This is a genomic window from Morganella morganii, from assembly GCF_019243775.1.
Taxonomy (GTDB): Bacteria; Pseudomonadota; Gammaproteobacteria; order Enterobacterales; family Enterobacteriaceae; genus Morganella; species Morganella morganii.
Map to the genome: position 1 here is coordinate 1,182,953 of NZ_CP069157.1, position 12,097 is coordinate 1,195,049.

General features: G+C 50.3%; 14 protein-coding genes and 5 tRNA genes. 14 read left to right on the plus strand and 5 right to left on the minus strand.

All coding sequences use genetic code 11. The annotated features are described in order from the left end of the window. Positions 1 to 125 precede the first annotated feature (125 nt). Positions 126 to 1,541 (minus strand): glutamate--tRNA ligase, encoded by a 1,416-nt coding sequence (gene gltX, locus JL661_RS05505; protein WP_004240265.1) that lies wholly within the window; start codon positions 1,539 to 1,541, stop codon positions 126 to 128. Positions 1,542 to 1,687: 146 nt separating this feature from the next. Between gltX and JL661_RS05510 the strand changes: the two genes are divergently transcribed. From JL661_RS05510 to JL661_RS05540, 7 genes are all read left to right on the plus strand, one after another. Then, positions 1,688 to 1,837, plus strand: a complete 150-nt coding sequence (locus tag JL661_RS05510) for a hypothetical protein (RefSeq protein WP_155275760.1) — start codon at positions 1,688 to 1,690, stop codon at positions 1,835 to 1,837. A gap of 40 nt (positions 1,838 to 1,877) precedes the next feature. Further along, positions 1,878 to 1,953 (plus strand) — tRNA-Val (locus JL661_RS05515). 55 nt (positions 1,954 to 2,008) lie between these two features. Beyond that, positions 2,009 to 2,084, plus strand: a tRNA-Val gene (locus tag JL661_RS05520). 37 nt (positions 2,085 to 2,121) lie between these two features. Next, positions 2,122 to 2,197, plus strand: a tRNA-Val gene (locus tag JL661_RS05525). A gap of 32 nt (positions 2,198 to 2,229) precedes the next feature. After that, a tRNA-Lys gene (locus JL661_RS05530) sits at positions 2,230 to 2,305 on the plus strand. 24 nt (positions 2,306 to 2,329) lie between these two features. Continuing rightward, positions 2,330 to 2,405 (plus strand) — tRNA-Lys (locus JL661_RS05535). 252 nt (positions 2,406 to 2,657) lie between these two features. Then, positions 2,658 to 3,764, plus strand: a complete 1,107-nt coding sequence (locus JL661_RS05540) for a hypothetical protein (protein WP_024473500.1) — start codon at positions 2,658 to 2,660, stop codon at positions 3,762 to 3,764. 37 nt (positions 3,765 to 3,801) lie between these two features. On the opposite strand, the gene JL661_RS05545 is transcribed toward JL661_RS05540, so the two are convergent. Further along, positions 3,802 to 4,266: an HIT family protein gene (locus JL661_RS05545; protein WP_004240268.1), complete on the minus strand. Its 465-nt coding sequence runs from the start codon at positions 4,264 to 4,266 to the stop codon at positions 3,802 to 3,804. A 161-nt stretch (positions 4,267 to 4,427) separates the two neighbouring features. Here JL661_RS05545 and sra point away from each other — a divergent pair, with 161 nt between their 5' ends. Both sra and JL661_RS05555 read left to right on the plus strand, forming a co-directional pair. Next, positions 4,428 to 4,655: a stationary-phase-induced ribosome-associated protein gene (sra, locus tag JL661_RS05550; RefSeq protein WP_015422863.1), complete on the plus strand. Its 228-nt coding sequence runs from the start codon at positions 4,428 to 4,430 to the stop codon at positions 4,653 to 4,655. 161 nt (positions 4,656 to 4,816) lie between these two features. Next, entirely contained in the window at positions 4,817 to 5,335 is a 519-nt protein-coding gene (locus JL661_RS05555; RefSeq protein ID WP_004240270.1) for a YgjV family protein, read from the plus strand. 4 nt (positions 5,336 to 5,339) lie between these two features. On the opposite strand, the gene JL661_RS05560 is transcribed toward JL661_RS05555, so the two are convergent. Next, on the minus strand, positions 5,340 to 5,591 hold the full coding sequence (locus JL661_RS05560) for a hypothetical protein (protein WP_048822556.1): 252 nt from the start codon (positions 5,589 to 5,591) through the stop codon (positions 5,340 to 5,342). A gap of 65 nt (positions 5,592 to 5,656) precedes the next feature. After that, positions 5,657 to 6,238, minus strand: coding sequence for a DJ-1/PfpI family protein (locus tag JL661_RS05565; protein ID WP_062772944.1), 582 nt, complete (start codon positions 6,236 to 6,238; stop codon positions 5,657 to 5,659). Positions 6,239 to 6,478: 240 nt separating this feature from the next. Here JL661_RS05565 and JL661_RS05570 point away from each other — a divergent pair, with 240 nt between their 5' ends. From JL661_RS05570 to efeB, 5 genes are all read left to right on the plus strand, one after another. Next, on the plus strand, positions 6,479 to 7,033 hold the full coding sequence (locus JL661_RS05570; RefSeq protein ID WP_004240274.1) for an iron transporter: 555 nt from the start codon (positions 6,479 to 6,481) through the stop codon (positions 7,031 to 7,033). Between the two features lie 99 nt (positions 7,034 to 7,132). After that, complete coding sequence (locus JL661_RS05575; protein ID WP_004240277.1) at positions 7,133 to 7,453, plus strand: cupredoxin domain-containing protein; 321 nt, start codon at positions 7,133 to 7,135, stop codon at positions 7,451 to 7,453. 23 nt (positions 7,454 to 7,476) lie between these two features. Continuing rightward, positions 7,477 to 8,316, plus strand: a complete 840-nt coding sequence (locus tag JL661_RS05580) for an FTR1 family iron permease (protein ID WP_004240281.1) — start codon at positions 7,477 to 7,479, stop codon at positions 8,314 to 8,316. Beyond that, the gene (locus JL661_RS05585) at positions 8,306 to 9,205 is read left to right on the plus strand and encodes an EfeM/EfeO family lipoprotein (RefSeq protein WP_004904007.1); all 900 of its coding nucleotides are present in this window, start codon (positions 8,306 to 8,308) and stop codon (positions 9,203 to 9,205) included. The genes JL661_RS05580 and JL661_RS05585 overlap by 11 nt, the downstream gene beginning before the upstream one ends. Continuing rightward, entirely contained in the window at positions 9,202 to 10,491 is a 1,290-nt protein-coding gene (efeB, locus tag JL661_RS05590) for an iron uptake transporter deferrochelatase/peroxidase subunit (protein ID WP_062772947.1), read from the plus strand. Before JL661_RS05585 ends, efeB begins: the two co-directional genes overlap by 4 nt. A gap of 37 nt (positions 10,492 to 10,528) precedes the next feature. On the opposite strand, the gene fabG is transcribed toward efeB, so the two are convergent. Then, entirely contained in the window at positions 10,529 to 11,284 is a 756-nt protein-coding gene (gene fabG / locus JL661_RS05595) for a 3-oxoacyl-ACP reductase FabG (protein WP_004240285.1), read from the minus strand. Positions 11,285 to 12,097 lie beyond the last annotated feature (813 nt).

A 12,097-nucleotide genomic window follows, 5' to 3' on the forward strand; every position in this document is an offset into this window, starting at 1 on the left:
AAGGTTCCCTGAGCTGTCAACGGCTTAATATGAAATTCGTGTGCGACCGATGAAAAAGCCGTCAATTCAGTAAAATGACAAAAAAATACCCGGCACAGGGCCGGGTATCAGGTCGTTGACAATGATTACTGTGCTTCGCGCTCAGCAATAAAGGCCAGCGCCATATCGATACGCGCCAGAGAGCGGGACTGACCAATCGCATGTACGGTCACATCCAGACCCGGAGACTGACCGGCACCGGTCACAGCAACACGTAACGGCATACCGACTTTACCCATCCCGATTTCCAGTTCATCAGCCGTTGCCTGAATGGCTTCGTGTACGGCTTCCGGTGTCCAGGTGGTCAGTGCGGCCAGTTTGGCTTTAACCACTTCCAGCGGCTGACGGGCAACCGGGCGCAGATGTTTTTTCGCGGCATCGGCATCGAAGCTGTCAAAGTCTTCATAGAAGTAACGGCAGGTTTCCGCCATTTCTTTCAGTGTCTTGCAGCGTTCGCCCAGCAGGCGGACCAGGTCTGCCAGTTCAGGGCCGTTGCGGGTATCAATCCCGGCGTTCTCAATATGCCATTGCAGGTAAACAGCCACTTCTTCCGCAGGCATACTGTTAATGTAGTGGTGGTTGAGCCACTGTAATTTCTCAGTATTGAATGCACTGGCGGATTTGCTGACGGCTTCCAGGGTGAACAGCTCAGTCATTTCTTCAATGCTGAAGATTTCCTGATCGCCGTGAGACCAGCCCAGACGCACCAGGTAGTTCAGCAGTGCCTGCGGCAGATAGCCGTCATCGCGGTACTGCATCACACCCACTGCACCATGGCGTTTGGATAATTTCTTGCCGTCGTCGCCGTTGATCATGGATACGTGGGCATATTCCGGTACCGGCGCACCGAGGGCTTTCAGGATGTTGATCTGGCGCGGTGTGTTGTTGATATGGTCTTCACCACGGATAACATGGGTGATTTCCATATCCCAGTCATCGACAACCACACAGAAGTTATAGGTCGGGGAACCATCAGTACGGCGGATGATTAAGTCATCCAGTTCCTGGTTGCTGAATTCAATCGGCCCGCGGATTTTGTCGTCAAAAATAACAGATCCTTCCTGCGGGTTACGGAAACGCACCACGTGCGGCTCATCCGCAGTATGGTTATGAGCGTGATCGCGGCAGCAACCGTCGTAACGCGGCTTCTCATTATTCGCCATCTGTTTTTCACGCAGGGCTTCCAGACGCTCTTTGGAGCAATAGCAGCGGTAAGCCGTACCGTTTTCAATCATGGTGTCGATCACCTGATTGTAGCGGTCAAAGCGTTTGGTCTGGTAATACGGACCTTCATCCCAGCCGAGATTAAGCCAGTTCATCCCGTCCATAATGGCGTCGATAGCTTCCTGAGTTGAGCGTTCAAGATCAGTATCTTCTATACGCAGGACAAATTCACCGTGGTTGTGACGGCTGTACAGCCAGGAGTACAGAGCGGTACGTGCACCGCCCACATGCAGGTAGCCGGTAGGGCTGGGTGCGAAACGGGTTTTTACTTTACTCATTGGAATGCCTTTCATAACGTCTGCGCCAGACGTAGTGGATGAAGAAATACGATGCGGGATATTTTAGCACTGAGACATAATTCCTCAATGAAAAGGGGGAAAGAAGGCCGAAAAAGTCATTTTTCTCGTGTCAAAAGGAAAAACACATGACAAAACAGGACGTTTTTGCAGCACTGAATCTGACGGCGATCACGATTTATCCGATTTCTGCTTACATACTGCGCGCGGGTGGTGATAATCAGAACAGGGTGACTAAAATTACAACGAACGATCATTTTCTTTCGAAAAAGCGTTGACTCAAACGCGCAGATCCCTATAATGCACCTCCATCACGACGGGCGATTAGCTCAGTTGGTAGAGCATCTCCCTTACAAGGAGGGGGTCACTGGTTCGAGCCCGGTATCGCCCACCATTCTTATTAAGAATGAACGTTGTGATAGTGAAGTAAAGCAGTAAATGTTATGAATGGGCGATTAGCTCAGTTGGTAGAGCATCTCCCTTACAAGGAGGGGGTCACTGGTTCGAGCCCGGTATCGCCCACCATTCATAATAATGATGTAAGTTGCAGTCATCCTGAAGTGGGCGATTAGCTCAGTTGGTAGAGCATCTCCCTTACAAGGAGGGGGTCACTGGTTCGAGCCCGGTATCGCCCACCACTTCACATGATTCTCCCGCATCACTCAGGTATGGGTCGTTAGCTCAGTTGGTAGAGCAGTTGACTTTTAATCAATTGGTCACAGGTTCGAATCCTGTACGACCCACCATTCCTGAAAATCAATCCCAAAGATGGGTCGTTAGCTCAGTTGGTAGAGCAGTTGACTTTTAATCAATTGGTCACAGGTTCGAATCCTGTACGACCCACCATCTTTCTTCTCCCTGCAGTTCTCTTTTTTCTCAGTTATCCTCTTTCTTAATTTCTGTTTATTTCTCTCTGTTCTCTGTCTGATTTTGTGATCTGTCTCATGCTGTCCCATTAAAGTTTTTAACCGATCTGCCGTTATTTCCCTGTATCAGTCACGATTTTTTGTGATCTCTCTTTTTATAACAAACACTGACGTCGTTCCGGCAGCCCGGAGCGGCATATCTGTATTTCTTTCAGCATGGAGCTATATTCCGATGTCGTGGCCTGTTCCTGAATTTCCGGTTAAACGTGATGCACCGGGCGCCAAAATTACGCTGTGGCTGGGGTTGCTGTTCGTCGTTCTGGCCCTTATCTTTTTTCTCGATTTTTATATTTTCAAACTCCCGCTGACGGAAGTACTGATTTTTATCTATCTGCCGTACATTCTGATCTGGATGTGTCTGTTCACTTACGCCATGCACCGTCATGAGCAGGCGCGGATTGCCTGTCAGAGCTGGAATGCTTCCATTAATTTCAAACGTAATGAGTGGGTCAACTGGTGCCAGCGCAGACTGATGGTGACCGGGGTTTCATTGCTGATGCCGAAAAGTGTTAAACAGGTTTATACCTCAGAGCGGAAACAACGGACAGATGAAGAAGATAAACAACTGCTTGCCGGTTATGACCATTCGGTTGAGGCTATTTTTACCGCGCTGGCGAAAGATCTGAATCAGCAGCATGAAGGTTATCAGTCAAAACTGAAAACCGTGTATGTGATCACCCCGAATCAGCTGCAAAATACAGAAATTGAGCGCAATGTAACGAAAATCTGGGGTTGTGCGACTGAATTCATTCAGACACCGGATGATATCGGCCATCTGTTTGATGAGGAAGATAACAGCGCCATGTGGCTGCTGGTCGGACTGAATATCTGGCAGGCGGGTCAGATACCGGCTTATCACGAAATGGCAAGCGCCATTCTGCTGACATCCTGCTACTATTTTGAGCGCAATACATTTCCGTTTAACGGTAGTTTGTCGCGCTTTATGCCGATCAATGAAATGCAGTTAACCGCCGATCTGCCGATGCTGGAAAAAATGAATCTGCTGGATAAAGAGGAAGAGAAATCATTCTGGCTGATGCGGGAAAATGAACTGGCGCAGGATGTGATTTATCAGTACTGCAATAAAGCACAGCGCCGTACTTTCCTGAAAAATAATATTTATATTGCGGATAATCAGGTCAGCGCTGACAGGGAAGCGGTTTTTGTGATGGCAATGATGCTGATAAAAGCGATGGAAACCCTCAGCCCGCAGTGTCTGCTGATGATGGACAGTGATGGTCTCGGGTATGCCACCGTGGTCGGGTGCGAAGTCCGCTGACACAACATTCCGGTGGTGAAGGCACCACCGGAATCACTCACTTTTCCTGACCTGCGCGGATAGCCGCCGCCAGTTCAGCCAGCTTCTTATCATCTGCCCGCTCACAGTCGTGGGATGACAAAAATCCCGGATACTGTGTGTAAAATGCGGGCTGTTTATGCTCGATCGGCCGCCATTCTGTCATATCTGCGGTGCCGTGCATCGGGCTGAGTTTACTGTGGATATGATCCACCCCGTAGCCCTCGAAAAACATGCCGCAGCGCGCGACATCCGGAAATGCCTTTTCCAGAACTTTTGCCACTTTTTTAGTTGCCAGCACCAGGCCGGTCAGAACATCGTCTTCCAGGTCAAATGCATAGCTCGGGTAATGCGCCTTCGGGATCACCACCGTAAAACCGTCGGTATTGGGAAATATCGACAAAAATGCCAGATAATGCTCATCTTCCCAGATCTTATGACAGGGGGCTTTCCCCGCCGCGATATCACAAAAAATACACGCCATTTATCAGACTCTCCCGGTCAGTGAACAGGTCGTATCCAACATACAGGATAGGGCACGGAAATACCATTATGCAGGCGCTAAATCAGCCACTTAGGGAAAACTTTATTATTTTCAGTAAGTTGCTATAATAGGTGAACGTTCACAACAATGAGGAGTTTATTATGCGAACTAACAGAGCTGCGAGACGTTTGTTAGGAATGCCCTATACATACAGTAAAGGGAAATCAAAAATTAACATCTTTATTGCAGCTGCCGCAGATGAAAATGCGGAAAAAATCCCGCAGGCGCTGAAGTCAAAAAGCAGAATCTGTGTCATTCAGGACGATAATAAGAAAACCCGGACTTATCACAAAATCGAGACACATTATCCGGGCTATATGGCATGCTGATACCACTGCACATGTGATAACGGCATGATGCAATAAGAAAAGGGGCTGAGGCCTCTTTTTTAATGTCTGAAACGTGCAATCGCTCGCAACCTGAACAAATTATGTTTATGCTGGCAGCACAATAATTAAAACCATTCAGCATGTGATTACGGCAGGGGAAGATGGACTATCTGTATTACGCAGGGCAGGGGCTCGGTATTGTTGCGTTTATTATCGGCACGACGGTTTTTGTCCAGCGCAATGAGCGGAAACTCAAAATCCGGTTATCAATTTACACCGCCATTATGGCATCCCACTTTTTTCTGCTTGGTGCCTATCCCGCCGGGATCAGTGCCACGCTCAACAGCATCCGGACTTATGTGTCTATCAGCCATCGTCAGCGTTGGGTGCTCTGGTTATTTGTTTCACTGACACTGGTTCTGGCGGTGCCTAATATCCGTACCTGGCAGGAAGTGCTGCCGGTAACGGGCACCCTGATGAGCACCTTTGCGTTTTTTCTGCTGACGGGATTGCGTATGCGGTATGTGATCTGGTGTTCAACAGCCTGCTGGGTGGTGTATAACGCCTGGCTGGGAACGGTCGGCGGCACACTGATTGAATCGACGTTTCTGGTGATCAACGGCTGGGCGATTTTCCGTTTCCGGCGTCTGATAAAACAGGGAATTAATCCGTTCAGTTAAGCGGTTACGGCTGCTCATCCGGGGGGAGCGTGTCTTCCGGATCATCCGGAATTCCGGGGCTGTCGTCATCACCGGAGCCGTTTTCCCGCATCACCTCGTTACACATGAAGTAGAGGTTGGGACGGCGTTTGGCGATATATTTCAGGCGGAGTTCGCACTCATGTCTGGTATAGATATCTTCCGTGACCGGCAGTGCCTCGCAGGCATCGTCGCCGCAGGTACTCACCAGTAGCACAAATCCGATAGTTTCTAACATAAACATCCGCCGGTTTTATTTCAGAGGCGCTATTATGTCGTAAATGATTGCCTGTCGTCCAGTTTTTATACGGCGAAAGGGTCATCACCGGCATCATTATGCCACCGGTATTCAATGTGTTGTGCGATCTCCTCCGCTGCGGCCTCACCGTGGCGATCAGCAATAAATGCCAGCGCCATATCCGTGCCCGCCGATACACCGGAAGAGGTATAAAAACGGCCGTCCGCACACCAGCGTGCTTTTTTCACCCAGTTTACCTGTGCGGACAGAGAGGTCACCCACTGCCAGGCACGTTTATTGGATGTCGCCTGTCGGCCGTCAAGCACACCGGCCGCCGCCAGAAGGGCCGAACCGGTACAGACAGAAAGGCACCATTGTGCATGCTGTGCCGCGGTACGCAACGCCGCGAGCATGCCCTCATCACTGACCAGCCGCCGTGTGCCCTGACCTCCCGGTACCAGCATCAGTGCGGTTTTCTCCGGCTCAAATACCGTTGTTATTATCTGTGCCCCCTGTGAACTGGTGATCACACCACCGCTGAGAGAGCAGTAATTCAGTGTGTAATGCGGGGAACGGCCGAAAATCTCAGCAGGGCCGAACACATCCAGGGTTTCAAAATCATCGAACAGCACAATATCGGCTTGCATCAGTGTGATCTCATTTGCGGAAGGCTGCTTAAGATGTAACGCATCCGTGTAAATTATACAACAGCGGATATTTCCTGCCGGACATTGCCTTTGCGGATGTATTTCGTGGCTGAATCCCGGTGTAAATGTAACCGTTTCATTGAAAAATGTGGCGGCAAGCGATAACTTTTACTTGAACAGTGTAAATGGTAATGATTATTATTGTCAGCACTATTTGTATAATGACAATGAGGAATCAGCATGCGTATCGGGATGAGTGTGGCAGCAGCATTACTGGGCGTGGTATCAACCTCTGCCCTGGCACTGGAATATCCGCTCGGACAACCTGTTATCAAAAACGGTATGGAGATTCAGGGGGTGTATCTGCAGCCGATTACCATGGCAGTGGAAGGCAAACATGAAATGCACCATCTGGCGGCGGATAAGTCAGACATCCACCTGGAAGCAGATATCCACGCCGTTGAGGAAAACCCGAACGGCTTCGCGGAAGGGGACTGGATCCCGTATCTGAAAGTGGATTACAAAGTCACCAAACTGGATGATCCGAAAAAAGCCCAGTCCGGCACCTTTATGGCGATGGTTGCCAGCGACGGCCCGCACTACGGTGAAAACCTGAAACTGGATGGTTACGGTAAATACCGCGTCGAATACCGCATCTCTCCGCCAAGCATGAACGACAACGTGGCTTTCGGTCGCCATATCGATAAAGAAACCGGTGTTGCTCCGTGGTTTGAGCCGTTTGATGTCTCCTGGGACTTCGAGTATGCCGGTACCGGCCGCAAAGGCAGTTACTGAGTTTATTATTTAAGGAAAACAGCAGGCCGGTAACCGCGGTCTGCTGTCCGGACACCGGATGTCGCTATCCCGCTGAGGTCACTCATGAAACTCGTTGTTATGGCACTGTGTTTATCGGTGCTTTCCCTGATATCACTGCCCGCTGCAGCGGCAGAGAAATTCACTGTCGAACTGGAAATGAATAACGGCGAACTGACACCGCCGGTACTGAAGGTACCCGCAAAAACGCCGATCCGCATTAAAATCTCTAATACCGGCACCGAACCGGTCGAATTTGAAAGCACCCAGCTGCGCAAAGAGAAAGTGCTGGCTCCGGGGGCATCTTCCGTGGTGGTGATTGCGCCGCTCAAACCCGGAAAATATACCTTTTTTGATGATTTTCATCTGTCGCATCCGGCCGGTGAGATCATCGCGGAATAAGTGTCAGTTCACAGGAATTAATTATGGGACAGGTTCTTTTTGTCGTCTGGCGTGAAAGCTTTGAAGCTCTGCTGGTGGTCGGCATCATTTATGCGTGGATTAAACAGCATCCGGATGCTGCCGCAGGGCGCCGCTATCTCTGGGGCGGAGTGGCACTCGGTGTTGCGCTGTCACTGTTTCTCGCACTGCTTATCTATGGTGTGTTTAATGTGCTGGATGACAGCGGTCAGACGTACTTTATGATCGGTATGTCGCTGTTCGCGGCGGTATTGATCGTGCAGATGGTGTACTGGATGCAGCAGCACAGCGCATCACTCAAATCCGGTATTGAGCAGGAGATGAATGACAGTGCCCGGCAGCACTCCTGGTGGGGCGCGTTGTTTATTGTGGCGATCGCGATAGCCCGTGAAGGCAGTGAAATCGTGGTGTTCCTCTCCGGTATTGTGATGGGGCTGAATGCAGACACCATGTGGTCATTTACCGGGGAAGTCGTGGCCGGTATCGCGGTAGCGGCACTGACGTTGTGGCTGTTCCTGTTCACTTACCGGAAAATTGCCTGGAAATGGTTTTTCCGCATCACCGGTATTGTGCTGTTGTTCCTTGCCTGTTCGCTGCTGCTTAAGGGAACGGAAGAAATCGTCAACCTGTTGACCGAACATGATATCGAACTGAATGATTTCCTCATCTATCCGCTGTGGGATACCACCAACTGGCTGGATGACACAGGTACCACCGGCAGCTTCCTGGCCAGCCTGTTCGGTTACCGTGCACAGCCTATCGGCCTGAGTGTCATTACTTTTGTGGTGTACTGGCTGGTGATTATTGCGCTGTTCTGCCGCAGAGGAAAAAAACATGCGGATTAACCGGACAGCCGTACTGATTCTGACATCACTGTTGCTCAGCGCTCCCGGCTATGCGGAAAAATACCGTGCAGGTAATCCGGATACCGGCAGTGATGTGGTGATCGCCAAAGGGGATATTCCGTCACCTGAAAAATTCCGCCCGGTCGTGGCGGATTACATGACGATGATGGGGAAACAGACAGCTGCGGCTGAACATCAGCTGCAATTGCTGCAAAAAGCGCTGGCCGTGGGGGATATGGCAGCTGCACGGCAGGCTTATATTCAGGCACATTATGATTATGAGGTTATCCGCGCGGCAGTGGTGGTTTTCGGCCACGCTGACCGGGTGATTAACCCTCATGCCGGCTATTTTCTCAGCCGCGAGCAGGATCCGAAATTCACCGGATTTCACCGCATCGAATATGCGCTGTTTGCTCAAAATGATCCCGCAGCCGCTCAGGCCGCCACAGCCGATCTGCTGCGCAATATTAATGACCTGAAACAGCGGATCGACGTGGAAACCCTCCCTGCGGCAAAGCTGGTGCAGTCTGCGGATGACAGTATTGAACTGATTCTCAGCACTAAACTGAGTGGTGATGAAAACCGCTACAGCCGTTCAGATCTGTCAGATATCGCCGCCAATATTGAAGGGGCCCGGCGCATTGTCAGCGGGCTGGCGCCGTTATTATCCGCAAAAACCAATGAGGCACTCAGAAAGCAGTTTGCGGGACCGGATGCGGTCATGGCCCGTTACCGGGATACCCGGGGGCAGTATGCGGAATATGAGAAACTGACACCGGAAGATAAACAGCAACTCTATGCAGACCTGACGCTGCTGGCAGAATCTCTGGCACAACTGCGCGCTGAACTGAAAATAGACGTGTATTACAAATACCGGAATGAACCATGAAACACGGCAAAGTGAATCTGACTGAGACAGAAGAGTCTGTCAGTCTCAGCAAACGAAATACCCTGAAATGGCTGGGGGCAGGGAGTGTCCTGTTGTCCGGCGGGTTACCGGCTTTTTCTGCCGCCGCAGCACCGGCGGCGTGTGATAACAGCGCGCGGCTGCGGGAAATTCCGTACCTTGGTAAACATCAGGCCGGGGTTATCACACCGGAGCAGAAAGAGGCCATTTTTCTGTCACTGAATCTGACCGTTAAAACGCTGGATGAGGTTGAGGATGTTTTCCGGCGGCTGACCGGCTGTATTGCGGAACTGACCCGCAACCGTCAGGCGGCGGCACCGGGCGATGACAGAATGCCGCCGGCGGAATCCGGGATTCTCGGTACGGCACTGACTGCGGATGCACTGACAGTGACTGTCTCTCTCGGCCACTCTCTGTTTGATGAGCGCTTCGGCTTATCGCCACTGAAACCGCAAAAATTTACCGCCATGACGGCATTCCCGAACGACCGGCTTGATCCGGCCTGGTGCGGCGGGGATATCCTGCTGCAGTTTTGTGCCAACAGCCGTGAAACGGTGATTTATGCACTGCGTGAAGTGTTGCGCCGCCTCTCCGGCCGGGTAGCTCCGTTGTGGAAAATTGACGGTTTTCTGCCGGCCCGGGATATTGAATGCCGCACAACACCGGTTAACCTGTTTGGCTTTAAAGACGGTACCGGCAATGCCGATGCCGGTGATGATGCCCTGATGAACGACCTGGTCTGGATCACCGGCCGGGAACCCGCCTGGGCGGAAAACGGCAGTTATCAGGCGGTACGCCTTATCCGTTTTGAGCTGGAATTCTGGGACCGGACACCGCTGGAAGATCAGGAAAATGATTTTGGCCGTCACAAAGCCAGCGGTGCGCCGATGGGCAAAGAGCATGAGTACGACGACCCGGACTTTAAGCAGGATCCGCACGGTGACCGGGTCTTATTTGATTCCCACATGCGCCGCGCTGAACCGCGTTCCACAGAGCGACACGTGGCCAAACTGCGCCGCCGCAGCTACAGCTACTCGCTGGGGCTGACCCCGTCCGGGCAGCTGGATATGGGGCTGGTATTTATCTCCTTCCAGAAGGATTTGAAAAAAGGCTTTATCGATACACAGAAACGGCTGAACGGTGAACCGCTTGAGCGTTACATCAAACCGTTCGGCGGCGGATACTATCTGGTATTGCCGGGGATTACCTCAGAAAAAAGCTATCTGGGCGAGGCACTGATTGCTGCCGCGAGGGATCAGGGCAGATAAGAGGATACCGGGCGGTATCCTCACCTGTGCTGTTTTATCAGAGCAGTGCTTCCGGGGATTCCGGTAAAATCTGGCCGCCGTCAATAATGATGGTCTGTCCGGTGATGTATTTAGCTTCATCAGAGGCAAGGAACGCCGCAGCATAACCGATATCTTCCGGCTCACCGAGCGTGTGCGTCGGAATAGTGGCACGCATCTGGTCCAGATAGGTTTCACCCTGTGCTTTCAGTCCTTCAGTCAGGATATTGCCCGGCTGGACTGCGTTAATGGTGATCCCGAGACGGGCATATTCCAGCGCGGCACTGCGCATAAAACCAAGCTGTGCGGCTTTGCTTGCACCGTAATGGCTCCAGCCCGGAAAGCCGGTGACCGGACCGGTAATGGAAGAGGTAATCACGATCCGGCCATATTTTTGTTCTTCCATCACACCCAGCGCGGCCTGAACCAGGAAAAACATCCCCTTCACGTTCACCTTCTGCATGGTATCCCAGTCCTGCTCCGTCATGGATTTGATGGTGCATTGCGGGAAAATACCGGTATTTGAGCAGAGGATATCCAGACGACCGTACTTTTCTCTGACCTTACTGATAACAGCGCGGCACTGAGACTGAGAGGTTACATCCAGTGCCATAAAGTCTGTTCCCAGCTCTGCAGCGGTTGCGCTGCCGGTTTTTTCATCAATATCGGCGATAACAATGGTGGCACCGCCCTTTTTCAGCGCGGTGACGATGCCGCGCCCGATCCCTTTGGCGCCGCCGGAAACCACTGCGATTTTACCTGTCAAGTCGAACATATACATTCTCCTGTTTACCGGGGTTAACACTTAAGTCGTAAATCATTACAGCATGGCTGTCCCGGAATGCAATGGCAAAGCCGCCATGATTGAGGAAGTATGAGGATTGTCACACCGGTAAGTATCTGCAGGGTGAGCAGGATGTTGTAACAGATAATTGTGTCAGCGGCGCATAAAACCATTCTTATGACTGAATCGATTTTAGCAAAATAACATTTTCTGCCGTTTTAATGCTGTGCGGCAATGGATTTATCACATGGGCTGATTATTTTCACAGTAAATATTAAATCTGAAAAATCGCAATATTGAAGTTTTAAATGCTTATCTGTCTGTCGTAGTTGGCTTATGTTGACATTAGCGACTATACCCACAGGCAAAAACCGGCTATTTCCGTCCGGGAAGAAATAAAAAGGAAAAAATCGGGTTATAAAAAAAATAGCCAGATATCATTTTTGATTATTAAAAATAGTATTCAGTAAATTAATATTTTTCATTGTTTTATTTTGGTTTAAAGATGTCTGATAAATAAAATTGTCACAAATTAAATATATATTTAATTAATTGCAAGGTTAAAAAAAACACAGATTCAGGCCAAAAAAACAGCCATTTAGCTGTTTCCTAAAGTGAACACTTTTTTGGGCTGTCAGGCAAAAAAACGTTACGATTTATGTCATGGAAATGTAACACTCCGGCTATAAATGGGAATCATTAACATATAAATAAATAATTTGATGATTTTTTATCCGAATTTGGCTTGGGTAAGCACCCGGTGATAATGCGTACAGAACAACTGAACATGTTACGATCTGCCGC

What these genes read in the sequence shown, in the direction of transcription:
- JL661_RS05540 (WP_024473500.1), top strand. Translation starts at nt 2,658, where the DNA reads ATGTCGTGGCCTGTTCCTGAATTTCCGGTTAAACGTGATGCACCGGGC.
- JL661_RS05545 (WP_004240268.1), bottom strand. Translation starts at nt 4,266, where the DNA reads ATGGCGTGTATTTTTTGTGATATCGCGGCGGGGAAAGCCCCCTGTCAT.
- sra (WP_015422863.1), top strand. Translation starts at nt 4,428, where the DNA reads ATGCGAACTAACAGAGCTGCGAGACGTTTGTTAGGAATGCCCTATACA.
- gltX (WP_004240265.1), bottom strand. Translation starts at nt 1,541, where the DNA reads ATGAGTAAAGTAAAAACCCGTTTCGCACCCAGCCCTACCGGCTACCTG.
- JL661_RS05580 (WP_004240281.1), top strand. Translation starts at nt 7,477, where the DNA reads ATGGGACAGGTTCTTTTTGTCGTCTGGCGTGAAAGCTTTGAAGCTCTG.
- JL661_RS05570 (WP_004240274.1), top strand. Translation starts at nt 6,479, where the DNA reads ATGCGTATCGGGATGAGTGTGGCAGCAGCATTACTGGGCGTGGTATCA.
- fabG (WP_004240285.1), bottom strand. Translation starts at nt 11,284, where the DNA reads ATGTTCGACTTGACAGGTAAAATCGCAGTGGTTTCCGGCGGCGCCAAA.
- JL661_RS05565 (WP_062772944.1), bottom strand. Translation starts at nt 6,238, where the DNA reads ATGCAAGCCGATATTGTGCTGTTCGATGATTTTGAAACCCTGGATGTG.
- JL661_RS05575 (WP_004240277.1), top strand. Translation starts at nt 7,133, where the DNA reads ATGGCACTGTGTTTATCGGTGCTTTCCCTGATATCACTGCCCGCTGCA.
- JL661_RS05510 (WP_155275760.1), top strand. Translation starts at nt 1,688, where the DNA reads ATGACAAAACAGGACGTTTTTGCAGCACTGAATCTGACGGCGATCACG.
- JL661_RS05585 (WP_004904007.1), top strand. Translation starts at nt 8,306, where the DNA reads ATGCGGATTAACCGGACAGCCGTACTGATTCTGACATCACTGTTGCTC.
- efeB (WP_062772947.1), top strand. Translation starts at nt 9,202, where the DNA reads ATGAAACACGGCAAAGTGAATCTGACTGAGACAGAAGAGTCTGTCAGT.
- JL661_RS05560 (WP_048822556.1), bottom strand. Translation starts at nt 5,591, where the DNA reads ATGTTAGAAACTATCGGATTTGTGCTACTGGTGAGTACCTGCGGCGAC.
- JL661_RS05555 (WP_004240270.1), top strand. Translation starts at nt 4,817, where the DNA reads ATGGACTATCTGTATTACGCAGGGCAGGGGCTCGGTATTGTTGCGTTT.